General features: G+C 61.6%; 13 protein-coding genes and 2 rRNA genes. 3 read left to right on the top strand and 12 right to left on the bottom strand.

From position 1 onward, the window contains the following. Positions 1–5: 5 nt before the first annotated feature. From BUS42_RS02510 to BUS42_RS02500, 3 genes are all read right to left on the bottom strand, one after another. Positions 6–875: a hypothetical protein gene (locus BUS42_RS02510; RefSeq protein WP_074304984.1), complete on the bottom strand. Its 870-nt coding sequence runs from the start codon at positions 873–875 to the stop codon at positions 6–8. A gap of 87 nt (positions 876–962) precedes the next feature. After that, positions 963–1,547 carry a YceI family protein gene (locus tag BUS42_RS02505; protein ID WP_074304982.1) on the bottom strand — a complete coding sequence of 195 codons (585 nt, stop codon included), beginning with the start codon at positions 1,545–1,547 and terminating at the stop codon, positions 963–965. 190 nt (positions 1,548–1,737) lie between these two features. After that, positions 1,738–2,208, bottom strand: a complete 471-nt coding sequence (locus BUS42_RS02500; protein ID WP_074304980.1) for a MarR family winged helix-turn-helix transcriptional regulator — start codon at positions 2,206–2,208, stop codon at positions 1,738–1,740. 161 nt (positions 2,209–2,369) lie between these two features. Between BUS42_RS02500 and BUS42_RS02495 the strand changes: the two genes are divergently transcribed. Next, the gene (locus tag BUS42_RS02495; protein WP_143206218.1) at positions 2,370–4,103 is read left to right on the top strand and encodes an ABC transporter permease subunit; all 1,734 of its coding nucleotides are present in this window, start codon (positions 2,370–2,372) and stop codon (positions 4,101–4,103) included. A 20-nt stretch (positions 4,104–4,123) separates the two neighbouring features. Here BUS42_RS02495 and BUS42_RS02490 read toward each other — a convergent pair whose 3' ends face one another. Next, complete coding sequence (locus BUS42_RS02490; RefSeq protein WP_074304976.1) at positions 4,124–4,783, bottom strand: hypothetical protein; 660 nt, start codon at positions 4,781–4,783, stop codon at positions 4,124–4,126. Positions 4,784–5,329: 546 nt separating this feature from the next. On the opposite strand from BUS42_RS02490, the gene BUS42_RS02485 reads away from it, so the two are divergent. Further along, the gene (locus BUS42_RS02485) at positions 5,330–7,027 is read left to right on the top strand and encodes an NAD-dependent malic enzyme (RefSeq protein WP_074310594.1); all 1,698 of its coding nucleotides are present in this window, start codon (positions 5,330–5,332) and stop codon (positions 7,025–7,027) included. Between the two features lie 166 nt (positions 7,028–7,193). Next, positions 7,194–7,538, top strand: coding sequence for a hypothetical protein (locus BUS42_RS02480; protein WP_074304974.1), 345 nt, complete (start codon positions 7,194–7,196; stop codon positions 7,536–7,538). 174 nt (positions 7,539–7,712) lie between these two features. Here the strand turns inward: BUS42_RS02480 and BUS42_RS02475 are convergent, their stop codons facing one another. The 8 genes from BUS42_RS02475 to BUS42_RS02440 form a co-directional block, all read right to left on the bottom strand. Continuing rightward, positions 7,713–8,195 (bottom strand): hypothetical protein, encoded by a 483-nt coding sequence (locus BUS42_RS02475; RefSeq protein WP_074304972.1) that lies wholly within the window; start codon positions 8,193–8,195, stop codon positions 7,713–7,715. Further along, positions 8,161–9,714: a SpoVR family protein gene (locus tag BUS42_RS02470; protein ID WP_074304970.1), complete on the bottom strand. Its 1,554-nt coding sequence runs from the start codon at positions 9,712–9,714 to the stop codon at positions 8,161–8,163. The genes BUS42_RS02475 and BUS42_RS02470 overlap by 35 nt, the downstream gene beginning before the upstream one ends. A 47-nt stretch (positions 9,715–9,761) precedes the next feature. Continuing rightward, positions 9,762–10,034, bottom strand: a complete 273-nt coding sequence (locus tag BUS42_RS02465) for a hypothetical protein (protein WP_074304968.1) — start codon at positions 10,032–10,034, stop codon at positions 9,762–9,764. A gap of 40 nt (positions 10,035–10,074) precedes the next feature. Then, positions 10,075–11,178: a DUF444 family protein gene (locus tag BUS42_RS02460; protein ID WP_074304966.1), complete on the bottom strand. Its 1,104-nt coding sequence runs from the start codon at positions 11,176–11,178 to the stop codon at positions 10,075–10,077. A 424-nt stretch (positions 11,179–11,602) separates the two neighbouring features. Continuing rightward, complete coding sequence (locus BUS42_RS02455) at positions 11,603–13,681, bottom strand: PrkA family serine protein kinase (RefSeq protein ID WP_074304964.1); 2,079 nt, start codon at positions 13,679–13,681, stop codon at positions 11,603–11,605. Between the two features lie 453 nt (positions 13,682–14,134). After that, complete coding sequence (locus BUS42_RS02450; protein WP_254053254.1) at positions 14,135–15,508, bottom strand: hypothetical protein; 1,374 nt, start codon at positions 15,506–15,508, stop codon at positions 14,135–14,137. 601 nt (positions 15,509–16,109) lie between these two features. Further along, positions 16,110–16,218: ribosomal RNA gene (gene rrf, locus BUS42_RS02445) — 5S ribosomal RNA — on the bottom strand. Positions 16,219–16,469: 251 nt separating this feature from the next. Then, a 23S ribosomal RNA gene (locus BUS42_RS02440) occupies positions 16,470–19,277 on the bottom strand. Positions 19,278–19,478: the final 201 nt, after the last annotated feature.

Below are 19,478 nucleotides of genomic sequence, written 5' to 3'. Positions count from 1 at the left end.
CGCGGTCAGTATTCGTACGAGGGCATCGCCGCCACAGCAAGGCCGATGGCGAGCGCCACCGGGACGAGCACGGCCGCCGTGGCCGCAAGGGTTCGAATCCAAGGAGCGCGGCTCCGGATCGTCCCGAGTTGGCCGAACCAGACCGCCGCGGGAGCAACAGCGAAGAGCGCGACGCTTCCCGAGGGGAGCTCCGCATAGAACCGGTTGATCAAGAGCAGGCTTGCCAAGACCACCACCACGATCGAGGGTCCGCCAGGCCCAAAGCCGATCGCGGGAACCCGCCAGGCCACAAGTCCACAAGCCGCGAGCGCGGCCGAGAGGACACCGGCCAAGAGTGCCAGGACCATGCTTCCGGAGACCAGGAGGGCCACGCTCGCTCCGCTGCTGATGAGGAGCAAGGGCAAGAAAATGCCTGCTCCTGAGCAACGAGTCGCAAGGGCATCAAGATTCGCCCACGCCAAAATCATGCCGATTCCGAGCAAGGCCGCACCGAACAAGGTTGCCGGAGCCGACCACGCTTCTCCGAACGCCGGGCTCACGATCACCGCGATCGTGACCCCGGAGACGACGGCCCGATTGACCCAGGAGAGCCAACGTCGGCCGGGGCCACCAAGGACCGCAACGAGCGCCGCGAGGATCGCGACGCCCACGAGGATCGGAATCCGGTCCGTCACCTCCGAGGGAGGCCAGGCGGGCCAGGCCACCCCGAGATGGCCCGCCAGATCGCCCAGCCCGAGCGCCAGCGCCACGGCCAGGCCACCGCGAACTTTCAAATCAAGACGGCGACCGACCCGCCAGGCCGCGATCAGGACGGTGACTGTCGCGAGCGCCGGGAGAAGCACTCCGAAGAGAATGATGCTGAGGGGACTTGGCATTGTCACGCCCTCCGTAACGGCCGAAGGCCCGCCGCGCCGTTCCCGCTCCGGGGAACCGCCCGTCGGGCCTTCGATCCGCTCGGTTCGTTATTGACCACCCTCGACGCTCACCACAATCTTCACGTCGTCGCCAATGCCTTCAAGCATCTTGTTCATATTGAAGTCCGATCGCTTGATTGCGAATTCGGTCTCGAACCCGGCGACCGGCTTCCCCTTCATGTCCTTGCCCGCCCCGGTGCGGGTCACCGTCAACGCCAAGGGCTTGGTCACGCCGTGGAGCGTCAGGTCGCCGTGGACCTGGAACGTGTCCGCCCCCGACTTGGCCACCGACTTGCTCTTGAACGAGATCGTCTTGTACTGAACCGCGTTGAAGAAGTCGGGACTCTTCAGGTGCTTGTCGCGATTCGCGTTGGCGGTGTCGATGCTATCCGTCTTCACCACGATGTCGAGATGGGCGTTCTTCGGATCCTTTTCATCCAGGGAGAACTGACCGGAGATGTCGTTGAACCGGCCATAGGAGTAGCTCGTGTTCATGTGCTTGACACGGAAGACCGTCGCCGAGTGGACCGTGTCCACCTTGTACGCCTGGGCCGCCGCGGGGTTCGCGTGACCGAGCGACAGTCCCATCCCAGAAACGAGTCCCGCCATGAGCGTGAGCTTGCGTACCGTCATCACGTCGTCTCCTGTTTCTTTTTTGCGTTGTGAAAGACCGCTGCGAACCAGTACGACCGAACTCGAGAAGCCAGCTTACTCTTGTCGGGTGGGCGCAGCCCACGAGGTTTCGCTCTCGACCCACCCTGCGATAAAGCTCAAAAGACAGGGAGCTTACGCTCCCCGCTCGCCTTTTCAGGCGAGCGAAATTCTACGTCGCCGGTCGTCTCGCCTTCACCAGCAAGCGATTGAACTCGGCCATTTCTTCCGCCGTCAGATGGCCAAGCTGCTTCTTATGGAGCGCGAGGACCGGAGCATCAAGCTCGGCCAGGACCGCCATCCCCTGCGTGGTGATCTTGATCAGCACGAGACGGCGGTCCTCCTGGGTCCGACACCGCTCGACCAACCCCCCCGCCTCGAGCCGGTCGACCAACCGGGTGATGTCGGGCAGATGGGAAATCATCCGGCTGGCCACCTCCAGGCAAGGCAGTTCGGTTCCCGCCCCCCGGAGGATCCTGAGCACATTATATTGAGCCCCGCTAATCTGATGCTGCTTGAAGAGCCGAGCGAACTCCGCCTGAAGAAACTCGGTGGTCTTCACCAGGTTCAACGACACTTCCTGCTCCGGAGCATCAAACGGGTTTCGCTTCTTGACTTCGTCCTGTAACGGCGAAGACGCCATTTCCCTGGTCCTCATTGAACTTCAACCACCTGTCAACACAAACTACCGCACCACGATCATCGTGTCAACAACTTCTTTCAAACCCGATTTCGCAGTTTCGCTCGGCAACGGCCGCGCAAGTCCAGACGGTCCGGTGTATCCTCGGACGAGGAGGATCGGAGATGCGTATGAGAGTGGGACTGGGACCGGTCTTCGCCTACGAGTGGCTGGCGACCTCGAGGCGTTGGCAGGTCTATGCCGTGCGTTCGCTGTTTGTGGCCGTCTTGCTGGCGAGCCTGGCTCTGGTTTGGCGGGCGAACGTAGCGAACCAGAAGCGGGTGACGATCCAGAGCCAGGCCGAAGCCGGGCGGTCAATTTACGACACGATCGTCGGAACTCAGCTCATCCTGCTCTTACTGGCCGCTCCCGCGGCAACGGCCGGCTCGATCTGCCTGGACAAGGCGCGGGGGACGCTGACCCACCTGCTGATGACCGACCTCTCCAACGCCGAGATCGTGCTGGGCAAATTGGCCGCGCGGTTGGTTCCGGTGCTTGGCCTCGTCGCCAGCGCCTTGCCGGCCCTGGCGCTGGTGTCGCTCATGGGCGGGGTCGATCCCGACGCCCTGACCGGCGCTTTCCTGGTGAGCCTCGGGGTCGCGACCCTCGGCTGCACCCTCGCCTTCCTGCTTTCGGTCTGGGGAACGAAGACGCATGAAGTGCTCATGGCCACATACGCCATACTCCTCGTCTGGATCCTCGGAAGTCCGACCTGGTCCCTCTTGAATTGGGCCTTGCGCTGGAGATTCGGCCCGCCGCCGCAATGGCTCAACGGGGTGAATCCGTTCTGGCTCGCTTTCTCCAGCTCTTGGCAACGTGGAGCGGTGGATCTGGGGCCGCGAGTCCTCTTCCTGGCGGTCAGTTGCGGGATCTCGGCCGGGCTGACGGCCTTGGCGGTCCTGCGGATCAGGGCGGTCGCGTCCCGACAGGCCGGCCATGCCCCAGGTCGAAGGCGGGGGTTGTTCGCAAGTGGCCAGGGCCGTCGGCGTCGCGATGGGTTCGGCCCGCGGCTCGATTTTAACCCGGTCCTCTGGCGCGAGTGGCATCGCCGCCGGCCGTCGCGGTGGAGCCGAATTCTCGGGACGCTTTATCACGGGGCGGCGATCGCGCTCAGCCTGATGATGGTGTATATCATCATTGGTGGCAACTCGACCCAGTGTCAGGCCGTCGCTTTTCTCAACGGCGGTCAGGTCGCGGTCGGCTTTCTCCTCCTGAGCATCGCATCGTCGACGTCGATGACCGAGGAGCGGGTCCGCGGCAGCCTCGACGTCGTGCTGGCGACGCCCATGTCGACGCGGGCGATCGTGCTCGGCAAGTGGTGGGGCGCTTACCAGGGAACCCTCTTTCTCGCCATCCTGCCCGGCATTGTCACTTTCGCAATCGCATGTCGGTATGGGCACTGGGTGGCCGTCCCCTTGGTCGTCGGCCTGATCCTCTCCTTTGGTGCGGCGCTGACGAGCCTGGGGCTGGCGCTGGCGACCTGGATCCAACGCCAGGGTCAGGTCATGGCCCTGACCGTCACGGCCTATGTTCTCGTGACGATCGGCTGGCCTCTTCTCGCGGAACTCCTGGGGATGGCCACGAGTGGTTCGCTTGCGCTGGGAATCGGATCGGCCAGTCCCTGGCTGGGAACGGTCGCCCCGAATCTGTTGGTGCAGATCAGCAATAACGACTGGCCGGAATACGCCGCCTGGCTCTTTGTCTGGTGTATCGTCGACTCATTGCTCGCCGTCAGCTTACTGGCGGCCACGCTCGGGACGTTCGATCGTTGTCTTGGCCGCGGCACCACCAAGTTCGCCGCGACTCCCCCGCGGCCCAAGCCGGCACTGAAATTGGAGCCGGCCGCCCTTTTGGATTGATCGAGCCTCGTGACAACGCCTCAAAAGGCCTTGATCACCGAGGCGTCCCGTGGTGGGGAGGGGCCGGCCACGGGAGCACGATCCGCTTGCGCCGGCTTGGCCTCGGACGCACTTCCCGATTGAACCGAAACGGCGGCTTTGGCCAGCGCCCCGGGCTCGCAGAGCTTCGGCTCGTCGGGCTTGGCCTTGGCCAGCTTGCGATCGAGGGCGTTGGGATCGATATAAGGGGCGGGGGTCCACATCGCCCGCGCCGCGTATTCGACCTGCGACTCAGGATCGAGCGACTCATTTTTCCGGTAAAGGATCCGGCATTCCTTGATCTTCAACGAGTCGGACTGGCTTCGTGACGTGGTCCGCCCCAGCTTGCCCACCGCGAGCAGATGAGTCGAGGCCGTGGGCTGGATCTCGGCCGAATTCGACCCATTGATGGTGAGAACCCGCGATCCCTCGACCACTTCCTCAGCGCGAACGACTTCGTAGCCGCCCGGGAAATGCTGCTCCATCATCTTATCCGCATGCTTGCGATAATACTTCGGCCACTTCGAGGTATTCGCCGGCATCCCGATCACGCCCGAATGCCCGTCCTGGTAGACGTAGCGGACCTCGCCGGCTCCCGAACAGCCGAGGGTCCCGAACACGACGATCGAAAGGAAGACGTACGTCCTGCGCCCGCCAAACATGATGACGACCTCATGCGGAGTCCGGTCGTCTCCTCGAACCGGAACTCCAAGAGAACGTAATCCCCATCGCCTGGGTCCCAACAAAAAAAAGGGGAGGCAGAACCCAGCGCGAAACCTGGAACATCCCTGACGTCGATTCAACAGGTGTCAATCAAGCGATCAGCGATTGGAAAGACTCTTCACAAGACCCATGTCAAGCCTTCCATGGCCGGGACGAGCCAACGCGTGACGTCTCGTCGTCCCGAACGGTTCCCAGGTCTTGAGCATCCGGCCCGCGGAGGTTGGTCATGATGGGGTTCAAGGAGCAAGGCCACGCTCACCCACGATTATACGGCCATCCTCCCCGCAGGAAAGGCCCGACCGCGATCCTGGCGACGATCGTTGCACCGCTGGAGCCGATTCCCCTTTCCAGAAACGCGGGCCGCCCTCTAAGATCGGTCTGCGGACCGTCGCACGACGGCGCGGGCTCCCACGCTTTTGGAGGGGTGGGACGACTCAACCACAGACGGACCGACCGATCGGAGACGCCTTGTGCTGGACTTCCAGATCACCGTTGACGCGGAAACAGGTGATGAGATCGTCGAGGTTCCCCTGACGGCCCTCTCGCTCCTCGACTGTCCTCTGTTCAACAAAGGGAGTGCCTTTCCCGAGGACGAACGCGCGGAATTCGGACTGCACGGCCTGCTCCCCCCGCACGTCGGCTCGATCGATGAGCAACTCGACCGGCGCTATCGCGACTTCGAGCAGAAGCGCACCGAGTTGCAACAGCACATCTACCTCCGCGACCTCCAAGATCGTAATGAGGTGCTCTTCTATCGCCTCATGGCCGACCACATCACCGAGATGATGCCGCTGATCTATACGCCCGTGGTCGGCGAAGCCTGCCAGTACTTCAGCCGGACCTATCGACGCCCCCGCGGCCTGTTCGTCTCGTACGAGCACCGCGCCAATCTCGAGACGATTCTCGAGAACCGGCCCTACCGCGACGTGGACGTGATCGTCGTGACCGACGGCGAGCGAATCCTCGGCCTCGGCGACCTCGGGGTCGGCGGCATGGGAATTCCCGTCGGTAAGCTCTCGCTCTACACCCTCTGCGGCGGCATCAACCCCGCGCGCACCTTGCCGATCTTCCTCGACGCCGGGACCGACAACGAGGAGGCGCTCGCCGATCCGCTCTACCTCGGCTGGCGCCATCCACGGATGCGCGGCACCGAGTATGATGATTTCATCGAGCAGTTTGTCAGCGCCGTGACTCGCGTGTTGCCAAACACGTTGCTCCAGTGGGAAGACTTCGCCCTGCCCAACGCCCGGCGGTTGCTCGACCAATACCGCGACCGGCTCTGCACCTTCAACGACGATATCCAGGGGACCGCCGCCGTCAGCCTGGCGGCCATCTTGGCGGCGGGCCATGTCTCCGGGACGCGCCTGGCCGACCAGCGCGTGGCGATCCTGGGAGCCGGCTCCGCCGGTACCGGGATCGCGGACCAGATCGTGACCGCGATGGTGGCCGAAGGACGGACCGAGCGCGAGGCGCTTGCGCAACTCTGGCTGGTCGATCGTGACGGTCTGCTCCACTCGGCGATGACCGGCCTCCAACCGTTTCAGCGGCGGTTCGCTCAGCCGCTCGAGCGACTCGAAGGCTGGGCGCACGAATCGGGTGGGTACACGCTGGGGGAGGTGGTCAAGAACGTCCATCCAACGGTCCTGATCGGGACTTCGGGGCGACCCGGGACGTTCACCGAGGAGGTCGTCCGCGCAATGGCGCAACACGTCGATCGCCCGGCCATCTTCCCGCTCTCGAACCCGAACTCCCGATGCGAGGCGACCCCCGCCGACGTCATCGCCTGGACCGACGGTCGGGCGCTCGTGGCGACCGGCAGTCCCTTCCCCGACGTCGTCTTCGGTGGCCGTACGTTTGCGGTCGGCCAATGCAATAATGCATACATCTTCCCCGGACTCGGCCAAGGGGTGATCGCCTCAGGGGCGCGGCGCGTGCCCGAGGACCTGTTCCTCGCCTCGGCCCGAGCCTTGGCCGAAGCCTCGCCGGCCCGAACGACCTTGGGCGGTTCACTGTTCCCGGCCCTGGAAAACATCGCGAGCGTCTCGCGGCGAATTGCCCTGGCCGTGGCGGGCGAGGCACACCGCCTTGGCATTGCGGATCCCGTCCCGCTTGAACAACTCGAGCGCCGGATCGACGCGCGATGGTGGCACCCCCGCTATGCCAAGCTTCGCCGCCGGCGCTGAGGTGGACTGAAGCGGCCGTTCGGCGGTTGCAAAATCGATTCCATAAAGGCCCCGGATTTGATTGAAGCCCGAGTGGAGTTCGTCCCGATCCAATCTTGATGACGAACGTCACGGACAAGATCGGCCTGATGAATCCGATCGTCAGTTTCACGGAGGGAACCGACCGATGAGCCAAGAGCAAGGCGCGTCCTCGATCGACCTGATCCGCTGGACCTTCAGTATCAACTCCGACCACCGCGCCGCGATCGAGGCGCATCTCAGCGACCTCGGCTTCGACGTTTACGTACAGGACGACTCAATTTTCACCGTGACCTGGGAAGAGCCCGACCGCGAGGTCGACGAAGTGATCGAGGAGATCTGGGCGCTCAACGGCGAGGCCTTCGAGGTCACCCAGGAAGAGTTTCAGCGGCTCGGCATGCACACGCTGACCCACCACGCCGACGACGAGGCTGAGGACGAGGCTGAGGCTGAGGCTGAGGCTGAGGACGAGTCGACCCAGGAAGCCTCCTGATCCGACCGGTACGTCATCAACACGCAGGGGAGCGGAGAGTTCACCTGGAAAGCTTCGTTCGCCTTCAGCCCGCGAACCAGCAGATTTCCGCCCGCGACCCAACGCCAACGAAAACGGAGCCGCTTCTCAGCCGAGAAGCGGCTCCGCGTTGCTGGCAGGGTTGGGGTGCATCGGTCAGCCGACGCTTTCGACGAGGTCGTCGGCCAAGCGTTCAAGCACCTCTCGCGTCATCTGGCAGGTGGTTGGGTGACGTTGCCGGGAGGACTCGTCGACGGCGATCCGCGACAGCTTCACCGTGCCTTGATGGTTGAGCCGGACCTCGAAATAGGTACGCCGGTCGCCTCGTGAGGTGGGGACTTGGCTGCGAAGTTCGACCTCGCCGCCGACCTTGTCGTGCTCCAGAACGACCAAGGGCTCCATCAGGTAGGTCACCCGAGTCGCGATGCGATCGGCCCAGCCTTGGAGCGCTTCGGAACTCCAGTCGGTCCGAGCGTGGGTTGCGAAGTCGAGACGGTCGAACGCCATCCCGACGGGACCGGAGGCCGTCAGGCCCAGGGTTAGACGATTGGGCTCATCCTCAACCGTGAGGTTGCACGGCAAGGCGCCGTTATCAGGGCGCGCGTCAAGCGCGGCGGCGATCTTTTGGCTCAGGCTCATGGGTCGATCCTCCCAAGGGCCGGATCGTGTGATCCGTGCCGTCAAATGACAACAAGGTACTCCGCCCATCGACGACGGTCTCGATATGGACAGGACGCGTCCAAAGGCGGTTGAGGTGGCGCAACGTATCCTGGGCATGGTCGAGCTTCAGATCGATCCCGAAGTGCTCGTGCTGCAAGTACAGTTCACCACGATTCCGGAAGTTACCGTCCTTGATCCGGATGATCGGCTGACCAAAGTTGGTCAGTCCGAAAAGCAAACGATCTTTGATCTGTTTGAACTCACGGCTCTCGATCTCGTACGTTTCGTTCTGATCGTTGTGCTTGTAGCTGAACATTTGGTAGCGTCGGCAGAAGTCGGGCGTGAGGAAAGTGTCGACGAACGTCACGTCGTTGTGGATCCGGCGCACCTCGAAGATCTTCTCCCGGCCCAAGCCCAGCTTCTTGTCCCAGCGTTCGCGAGCTTCGTAATTGTCGCAGTCGTCGTACTCGGAGCCGAACTGGCCCTTGTTCCAGCGTTCTTCGATATCGCGGAACAACTCGATCCCGAGTTTGTACGGGTTGAGTCGTCCCGGCTGGGTGGCCATCGTCCCCGAGTGATGGTCGGCGTAGTCCACGACCTCCGACGGACTCAGGGTTCGGGTCGTCATGATCGTCGAGTGCCAGTACGACGCCCACCCTTCGTTCATGATCTTGGTCTGTCCCTGGGGGGCGAAGTAATACGCCTCTTGGCGGACGATGCTGAGCACGTCGCGCTGCCAAGGGGTGAGCGGGGCGTGCTCGAGGAGGAAGAGCAGGACGTCGCGCTCCGGTTGCTCGGGGAATTGCCGCGCCTTTTGTCGCTCGACTTCTCGTTGGTTCGCCTGTTGCTTGAGGAGTGCCGGAGGGTTGACGAACGCATCCATGTACTCCTTGCTCTGGAACTTCGACGGGATGCTGGTGTCTTCCGAGTCGTCTTGCCGGAAGTCATAGCGGTCGTGGTTATCGCGTCGCTTGATGAACGGCGAGTGGATATCGATCAGATTCTCGAGCGAGAGGCAGCTATCGATGAAATTCTCGACGGCATCCTCGCCCTGCCGCTCCATGTGTGAGCGGATCCGATTGCCGTGATTGGCCGTCTCGTCCATCATCTTGCGGTTGGTACGGCTGAACCAGATATTGTTTTTAAAGAAGTCGTTATGCCCGTAGACGTGCGCCATGACCAGCTTCTGGTCGACCCACTGGTTGCAGCGGAGCAAGTAGGCGTAACACGGGTCATTGTTAATGACCATCTCGTAGATCTTCTGGAGCCCGTAGCGATAGCCCTTGGAGAGTTGCTGGTATTCCATCCCGAACCGCCAGTGGGGGTAGCGGGTCGGGAATCCCCCCAGGGCGGCGATCTCGGAGAGCTCGTCATAGTCGAGCACTTCGAAGATCGTGTCGTAGAAGTCGAGTCCGAAATCGCGGGCGTGCTGCTCGGTCTCGACCTGGAGCGCGGCCAGGTCGGGCGGAAGGTTGTGCTCGTTGCTCATGATCGACATGGCCGTCACCTCCAGGCGGTCCCAGACTCGAGATCAGGAACACGGTTTTACGCTTGGGCCAACATCTTGCGGACCTCGCGTTCGAGCAGATGCGTACTGATGAGCCACGGCTTCTTGGTAAGCTCGATCTCCAACTCGGGGGCACCCTCGACCGCGCGATAGGAGCCGGCAAACTTACCGAGCGGCGTCGTGCCTTCAAAGTGTCCCTGCTCGGTCGTCCCCTCGTAGCGCCCGTGCCGGCCCATCGCGGTCGCGACGCGTTGGAAAAGGGCCTGGCGACGCGCGGGATCTTCGGGATAGGGGACGCGAAACACAGCCATTGGGGTTCACCTCAACGCCAAGGACCGGGGAGAATTTTCGTTACCGGCCCCGGCCCAGAAATTCCTTGATTGACTCAAAGATCCCGTCTTTGTTACGGATCTCGGACAGAGCTAAGTTCGGCACGCTGTCGAACGCTTCTTCCAACTCCCGGTAAAATTCCCCCGAACCGTAGGGGCTTTCCACCTGCCCGTAGCCGAAGAGGTTGCACTTGGGCAAGATTTGGTCGCGGAGCAAGGAGACGCAATTGCGGTTGTCTTCGCCCCAGTTGTCTCCATCGGAGAAATGAAGCACGTAGATGTTCCAATCCGCCGGCGGGTGCTCGGCGTCGATGATCCGGTTGGCGAGGTTGTAGGCAGAGCTGATCCGGGTCCCGCCACTCTCGCGGGTGTGGTAGAAGGTGTGCTGGTCCACCTCCTTGGCAACGGCGTCGTGGATGATGTAGCGGGTCGTCACGCCGTCGTACTGGCTCTTGAGCCAGGTGTCGATCCAGAACGCCTCGATCCGGACGATCTCCTTCTGGTCGTCGGTCATCGACCCGGAGACATCCATCAGGTAGAGGACCACGGCGTTGGAGTGGGGCAGCGGGATCGGGTTCCAGGACCGATAGAGCTTGTCCTCACGCACCGGGATCACCATCGGGTCGGACGGGTTATACGTGCTTGAGGCGATCTGACGCTTGAGCGCTTTCTTGTAGGTCCGCTTGAAGTGGCGCAGGCTCTCGGGGCCGGCCTGACGGATCCCGGTGTACTTGTCCTTCTCCTCGATGATGTTGGCCCGCCCCTTGGGCATGATGCGCGGGAGCGCCAACCCTTCCCCGAGGATTTCGGCCAGTTCGTTGAGCGTCAGCTCCACTTCGAGGATGTGGTGGCCGGGCGCTTCGCCCGCCCCCCCGGCCGCGTCGCCTTCGCCGGCGCGACCGATCGGGGTGCCCACCTCTCCCGGCCCCTGCCCGACTCCCCCGCTGTTCTTGGGGCCGTAGCGAAACTCAGGGATATCAATCTGCGGCAGCGGGATCGAGACGAGCTCGCCCCCCGTCTTGCCGATCATTTCGCCATGGGTAATGTACTTCCGCAAGTCGGTCTTGATCTTACCCCGGACGATCTGCTTGAACCGATTTGCGTCACGTTCGATTTTTCGCACCACGGTCGTTGAACCCTCACCGTTGGGGGACAGCCGACTCGTGCCAGCCCTTTTTTTTCAGGATCAAAAAAAAAGGCGCCGCGCCGACCAGACCACTCCGCCCGCCCGCTCTGCCGCCGTCGGACCCCAACCGCCTTCCCTGTTCCGTTTCAGAGAAAGTGAGCGCAGCACGTCGCACTCGCGGCCCATGGGTCCGACCGCACACCACATGGCAAAGATCAGGTCGAGCGATGGAAAGAGAATGACAGGCGGGTAGGATGCGCTGCTCAAAGAGGCGGCAATCGAGCCGGTCCGAATCTGCCGCGGATCGCCTGCACTATCCATAGCAAATTTTAGACCGGGGCAACATCAATATCCAATTACTCTTCGAAAATTCGTGCGGCCGCGGTGTCCCGGCCCCTCGTCGGGCCGGGTCAACCGAGCGCGTTTAGTGGGCCCCGCGTTTGACGTCGCCTCGGGCATAGATGCTGGCGACGTAGTTGAGGACGTCGGTCGCCGAATCCTCGTCGTAGCCGTAGTTTCGGATCAGGCGGCCCTTGACGATATCGATCTTCTCCTGGGTGTCCTTGTCCACAACGCTGGTGACAAGGCTCGTCAGCTTGATCGTATCCTTCTGGTCCTGGAAAAGTTTCAGCTCGAGGGCCTTTTGGAGCCGCTCGTTGGCCTTGTAGTCAAACTTCTTGCCGTCGAGCGAGAGGGCACCGATGTAGTTCATGATCTCGCGGCGGAAGTCGTCCTTGCGGCTTTCGGGGATGTCGATCTTCTCTTCGATCGAGCGCATCAGCCGTTCGTCGGGTTCCTCGGTCTGTCCGGTGTACTTGTTCTTGACCTTTTCGCGTTGCGTGTAGGCCTTGACGCTGTCGATGTAGTTGCCGCTGAGCCGAGCGAGCGAATCTTCATCGGCCGCGATGGCGCGCTGGACCTCGTTCTTGACGATGTCTTCGTATTCTTCCTTCACGACGGAGAGCAGGTGCTTGTAGTGTTTGCGTACATCTTCGCTGTTGATCAGCGAATGATGTTTGAGGCCCGCCTCGAGTTCGTTGAGCACCATGAACGGGTTGACGGAACGTTCGTTGGCGTGGGCGACCAGGGCGTTGGAGATCTTGTCTTGCACGTAGCGCGGACTGATCCCGTGCATCCCTTCGCGCTCGGCCTCCTCGCGGAGCTCCTTGATATTGTCTTCCGTGAAGCCGGGAAGCGTCTTGCCGTTGTACAGCTTGAGCTTCTGGAGCAACGTCAGGCCGGCGTTCTTGGGCTCCTCGAGGCGGGTCAGGACGGCCCACATCGCGGCGACTTCCAAGGTATGAGGCGCGATCGTCTTGCCGCGGACCTTTCGGCTGTTGTAATCCTTCTGATAGATCTGGACTTCGTCATTCAACCGAGTGACGTAGGGAACGTCAATCTTCACGGTCCGATCGCGCAGGGCCTCCATGAACTCATTGGACTGGAGCTTCTTGTACTCCGGCTCATTGGTATGCCCGATGATGACTTCGTCGATATCGGTCTGCGCGAACTTCTTGGGCTTGATCTTGTGTTCCTGGCTGGCTCCCAGCAGGTCGTAGAGGAACGCCACGTCGAGCTTGAGGACCTCGATGAATTCAATGATGCCGCGATTGGCGATGTTGAATTCGCCATCGAAATTGAAGGCGCGCGGGTCACTCTCGGTGCCATACTCGGCGATCTTCCGGTAGTTGATATCGCCCGTCAGTTCGGTGGCGTCCTGATTCTTCTCGTCCTTGGGCTGGAACGTGCCGATCCCGATCCGGTCTTGCTCGGAGAGGATCAAGCGACGGACGCGAATGTCGTCGAGGACCTTCGCCCAGTCGCCGTCATACCGTTCCATCCGCTCGTTGAACATCTGCCGGCAGTAGGGGCAGAGATCGCCCTCGATGGTGACCTGAAACTCGTAGTCATCGGACGCGGGTGAGTTGTTCGTGCCGGCGTTGAGCTGCTCGAGCAAGGCCGTGCGGAACTCAGCCGGGATCAGGTGGAGCGGCTCCTCGTGCATCGGGCAATCTTCGAACGACTCGCTCCCGTCAAGGGTTTCCTCCCTCCAGCCGAAGGTGTAGAGCGCTCCATCGTCGCTCTTCGAATAGAGCTCGAGGCCCTTCTTGAGCAGCCGGGCAATCGTGCTCTTGGAACTGCCCACCGGGCCATGCAAGAGCAGCACCCGGCGCTCGGTGCCATAACGGTGAGCGGCGCTCTTGAGGATATTGACCAGGTTCAATAACGTCCGGTCCAGGCCGAAAATCGCGTCCTGGCCACCACACTCAAAGTCGTCGAAGAACTTGTAGCGAACCCCTTTTTCCTTGTTGACCATGATCTCCTCGGTCCCGTGACTGAGGATCATGTCATAGACCCGCTGGTAGGCAGTGCGGGTCACCTTGGGGTTCTGGCGAACAATGTCGAGATAATCGGCAAACGAGCCGTGCCAGTGCTTCTTCTGGTAGTCAGCCAGGTTTTGGCGACTGGCAAGCGACGCGATCAGATCCGTTCCTGTAGACATTATCCTTTTCCCTCCTGAAGGTGGATCCGTCGAGCAGGGCGCATCGCGGGACAAGGGATCGACCCGTGGTCTAGACGCTCGCGGAGTCGCGCGCGCGGCGAGGTGTCCTCGAAACGAGGCTGTTCCAAATTGTCAACGCATCGTTGGGGAATACCTGGGTCGAGACTCGCCTTCGGGTTGTCGTTGACAGCCCGAGGGAACGGCTGAAGGGACCTCCATGGCAGGTGCGGCAGAGCAGATCCGGAGGAAGACCAGGCCGTCTCACTCATTACAACCCCGTAATCGCGTTCCTGTCAAGCGAGCCAGGCCATCGAACTCGGGTCCCCCCCAATCTCGACGCCATGGCGTCAGACGCCTGGCGCCCCCAAGATTCGGAGTCTCCCCGTGGTCGGAAAGTTCGCCGACTTCTCATGAGTACGAGGAAACTCGGTCAAAGGTGCGGAGGATTTGCCGTCAGGCCGAAGTTGGGTCCGAACCGGCTTCGGATGCGGAGGCCAGAGTCGCCATGGGGAGCGAGCGCTCTCCCAGCTCAACGAGGCCCGCCAGGGTCACCAGACCGACCGGCAACGTGGCGTAATGGGCATAGCCATCGGCGGCCGCAAGGACCCAGGTTTGCGCAGGGAGCGACAGCACGATCATGTAAGCCAGCGCCGAGAGCGTTCCGGCCGCCAGTCCCGCCAGGGTCAGCAACGCGGCCAAGTGCCCCCCTTCGGCCGCGAGCAAGCGGGGGTAGCCACGCACCGTCCCCCCCACCGTGCCGCGGGTCCAGGCGACCACACCGGCCACCCCGGCGACGACCAGGGCCGCGCCTTGAAGATCGGCCAACCCCCAATTCAACTGCCAGCGCACATACCGTCCCACCAGTGAGTTCGTGACCGAGCCGGGCATGTCGAGTGTGGCCAAAAGCACGGCTGTCGCCAGGTAACGCGCGGGTAGGACCGCAAGACAGGTCAACATGGCACCCGGCAACATCCTGACCACTTCGTTCGTATCGAGCGCGTCGTTGCCTGTGTCCCCCAGACCCGCATTGCGAAGCTCGACAAGCACCCAGCTCAGCAAGCCGGCATCCAGCAGTAACATAAGGACAGGGATGATGATAACCTCGACCATGATCAAACCGCCCAGTGGGAGGTCACCCGTTCCGGACGCCAGCGAAACCAACCGATACAAGAGATAAAGCGCTCCGCCTCCCCAGACAAGTTCACCCCAAACCACTTGTCGATCGCGCCGTAGCGAAAGCGGAACATAGGGACCGCTCCATCGTTCGGCCGACACCCGGAACAGGACGATCGTCGCGAGCAACAGCAACGGAAAATTATCCGCCAGCCCAACTAAGTCGCGCAAAGGGGTCAGACCGGCAAGGATCCCCTGCTCGACCGCAAGCTCACCCAAGCCCCGCGACTTGGTCAGGAGAATCAGGTCGTCCTTGCCTTGAGCCAGGTGATACGTCCGGATCTGACTCACGGTCCAGGCCAGGACGGTCATCCCGATCGTCACCGCCACCACGCGACCCGAGCGGCGGAGGCGAATGAGTGCGCCGGCGATGAGCCGGAAGTGCCCGGGGAAGTCGAACAACTGCCCCAGCGCCCGCTTCGGCCCCTGAAACGCCATCACCACAATCAACAGCGTGGCCATCCCCAGCAGCCATGCCCAGAGGCCAAACAAGCTTGGTACCGACTCGGGCGACGAGAGCGTCAGACTCGAGTACCAACGTCGTAACGACAGCAAAGCCAATGCGTTGGCGTTCGTACCCGATGACGCCTGGGCCCAGACAATCGGTAGCCCGATCAACGCACCACCCCCGACTTCACGACGACTCGATTTCACCCGTTGCCGATTCGATTGTACTCGCCCACCATCTCGCGAACCAGAACCGGCCATAACATTTGTCAGAGACCCGGCGAGTCCGTCGCGTCAGCCGGCTCAAGGTTTGCGGCAGCGGACAAATCGATTCCAATTGATTGATGAATATCACTGCGCCATCAAAATCGATACGGTAAACGGCTGAGATACCCCAGAAATTTAGATCATTCTGGATTCGCGGCGGGACAGTAAAGGCATAGACGAAACAGGGAGCTTCAAAAATTCGCTTGCCCGTAAGGCGAGCGGGGAGCGGATCGCTCCCTGTCCCCCTCCGCAAAACCATTCCCCATGACTTCCAGCCAGGAGCTCCCTGGAACCGTGGTCGTCCCGCCCGCTCTTCGATGAGTTCTCCTGAGACCGCGGGCGACCCGCCCGCTCTTGTATTGAATTGAAAGATCAAATTGAATTGCGGGCGGGTCGCCCGCGGTCCCAGGGGGGGCGAGCGCTGACCTGCGGGCGGGATTCGCTCACCTTGGGAAGGCGAGCGAAAGCTTCACGCAAGCTAGCGCGCAACAAAAAACGCCCCGACCCTTCGATGAAGAAGGATCGGGGCGTTGCTGAAGGATTCCGGCGATCACCGACTTTCGCGCCAAAGGCACTATCATGGGCCTGACGGGCTTAACGGCCGTGTTCGGAATGGGAACGGGTGGGACCCCGTCAGTATGTTCGCCGGAAAAGCACTCGGCAGGCGATCAAGCCTGCCGAGCACGTGTCAGTCGTTCAGATTCGTGTGGTCATCACGCAAGCTCAAACCGCGGTTTTCGATGGGCATGACCAACCGTCTTCGAGTCTCTTCACGACGCGTGGTCCCCGTATTGGATGGGATCCGTCGCCGTGTGATCGATCGAATGCGATCGGTGAATGATGCAACCCTGATTCCTGTCCGATTCGAGTCCCGATCAAGGGAGCCGGCGGACGGATCGGGGTGGTCAAGCGATCGGCTGTTAGGACCGGTCGGCTGCGGCGATCACTCGCCGTGCACTCCCGGCCTATCGACCTGGTCGTCTTCCAGGAGCCTTCGCACTTGCGTGCTGGAAACCTCGTCTTGAAGAGGGCTTCGCGCTTAGATGCCTTCAGCGCTTATCCTTTCCCGACCTAGCTACCCGGCGATGCCCCGAGCGGAACAGCCGGTACACCAGAGGTCGGTCCTCCCCAATCCTCTCGTACTAGGGGAGACCCTTCGCAAGTTTCCTACGCCCACGGCAGATAGGGACCGACCTGTCTCACGACGGTCTGAACCCAGCTCGCGTACCGCTTTCATTGGCGAACAGCCAAACCCTTGGGACCTTCTCCAGCCCCAGGATGCGATGAGCCGACATCGAGGTGCCAAACCTCCCCGCCGCTATGGACGCTCGGGGGAGATCAGCCTGTTATCCCCGGAGTACCTTTTATCTGTTGAGCGACGGCCTTTCCATCCAGCACCGCCGGATCACTAACGCCGACTTTCGTCCCTGCTCGACTGATGGGTCTCGCAGTCAGGCACCCTTCTACGTTTGCGCTCATGTTGCCAGATTGCCGACCTGGCCGAGGGTACCATTGCACTCCTCCGTTACTCTTTGGGAGGAGACCGCCCCAGTCAAACTGCCCGATGAGCATGGTCCCGGTCCGGGCTACGGACCGGTGAGGATCAGAGTCATTTCAGGGTGGTATTTCACCGATGGCTCCCCGACGGCTGGCGCCGCCGGATCACGGCCTCCCACCTATGCTACACAGAAAGGACGCTGACCCAATGCCAACCTGCAGTAAAGGTTCACGGGGTCTTTCCGTCTGACCGCGGGTACGTGGCATCTTCACCACGGCTACAGTTTCACCGGGTCCCTCGTGGAGACAGTGCTCCAGTCGTTACGCCATTCATGCAGGTCGGAACTTACCCGACAAGGAACTTCGCTACCTTAGGACCGTCATAGTTACGGCCGCCGTTTATCGGGGCTTCGGTCGCCAACTTCAGCTTACGCCTCATCGGCTCCCTTAACCTACCGACACCGAGCAGGCGTCAGACTCTATACGTCCTCTTGCGAGTTGGCAGAGTCCTGTGTTTTTGATAAACAGTCGCTAGAGCCGATTCTCTGCGGCTCTCCTTACGGAGAGCACCCCTTATACCGAAGGTACGGGGTCATTTTGCCGAGTTCCTTCACGAGGGTTCTCCCGAACGCCTTCGGATACTCGCCTAGCACACCTGTGTCGGATTGCGGTACGGGCCGGATGGTTCGTCCAGACAGGGCTTTTCGTGGCCGGCTTGGCATCAGGCTTCCAGATCGAATGCTGTCGGCCTTGCGGCACGGGGTATTCTAGCACCCCGACCTGACTGAAACCGGCGTCCTCTGTCGTTCAACCTTACCATCGGGTGGCGGAATATTAACCGTCTGTCCATCGGCTACGCCCTTGGGCCTCGCCTTAGGTCCCGACTGACCCTGGGCGGATTGACCTTCCCCAGGAAACCTTGTGCTTTCGGCGGACAGGCTTCCCACCTGTCTTGTCGTTACTCGTTCCGGCATTCGCACTCGCCCACGCTCCACAGATCGTTTCCATTCTGCTTCGTTGCGGTGGGCGACGCTCTCCTACCATCAGTTTTTAACCTGATCCGCGACTGCGGCACGACGCTTAGTCCCCGTCATTTTCGGCGCGGGATGGCTCGACCGGTAAGCTGTTACGCACTTTTGAAATGATGGCTGCTTCTAAGCCAACATCCCGGCTGTCACCGCGATCCCACTTCCTTTGCCACTGAGCGTCGATTTGGGGGCCTTGGTCGGCGGTCTGGGTTGTTTCCCTTTTGAACGTGAAGCTTATCCCCCACGTTCTGACTCCCGGGGTCCGTCACGCGGTATTCGGAGTTGGGTTTCGGAGGGTAGGCGGGAAGCCCCCCTACCGAATTCCGTCGCTCTACCCCCGCGTGATATGTCCCGAGGCTGGCCCTAAAGCCATTTCGGAGAGAACGAGCTATCTCCAGGTTTGATAAGACTTTCACTCCTCCCCACGGGTCCTCCCCCAGTTTTTCAACACTGGTGGGTTCGGTCCTCCACGACCGGTTAGGGTCGCTTCAACCTGCCCATGGGTAGTTCACCTGGTTTCGCGTCTACTGCACCCGACTATGGCGCCCGATGAAGACTCGCTTTCGCTACGGCTCCCCCCCTGAAGGGGTTAACCTGGGGCCGGATACAGTAACTCGCCGGATCATTATGCAAAAGGCACGCGGTCACGCGGTCCGAAGACATCGCGCTCCCACCGCTTGTAGGCACGGGGTTTCAGGTTCAGTCTCCTCCCCTAATCGGGGTTCTTCCCACCGTTCGGTCGCCCTACTGGGTTCGCTATCGGTCGTCATCGAGTGCTTAGCCTTGCGGGATGGTCCCCGCCGATTCAGGCCGGGTTTCACGTGCCCGACCCTACTCGGGTACCGAAGAGGGGAGGTTGCATCGTCGCTTACGGGGCTATCACCCGCTCTGGCGCTCCGTTCCAGGAGACTTCAGCTGACGCTCACTCATCCCATGTTATCGGCCCCACGACCCCGAGTGGTGTCCCACTCGGTTTAGGCTGATCCCCGTTCGCTCGCCGCTACTGAGGGAGTCTCGGTTGATTTCCTTTCCTCCGGGTACTGAGATGTTTCAGTTCCCCGGGTCTCTACAGGCATTCCAGGATCGACGTTCGTTGGGCAACTCCCCTGGACTTATCGCAGCCTTCCACGCCTGTCTCTCTGATGACGCCTAGGCATCCCCCCCGTGCCCTTAGGAGCTTGACCACGCCGATCCGGACGCCGCGGTTTCCCGAAAGAAACTCGACTGCCGAACTGGCGAGGGTCAGTCCCCGATCTCTCTTCGATCGAGTGCCCAGCGTCTCGCGACGCAGGAGTCACTCTCACTTGGGTAACGATCCCAATGTGAGGTCGGTTGCCTCGCGGCAAGCGACTCTCACGCATCCGTAAGGGTTCCACTGTATTGTG

It is taken from the genome of Singulisphaera sp. GP187 (assembly GCF_900129635.1).
Lineage (GTDB): Bacteria > Planctomycetota > Planctomycetia > Isosphaerales > Isosphaeraceae > Singulisphaera.
Note: the sequence above shows the minus strand (reverse complement) of the source record. Positions and strands in the feature narration are given on the sequence as shown.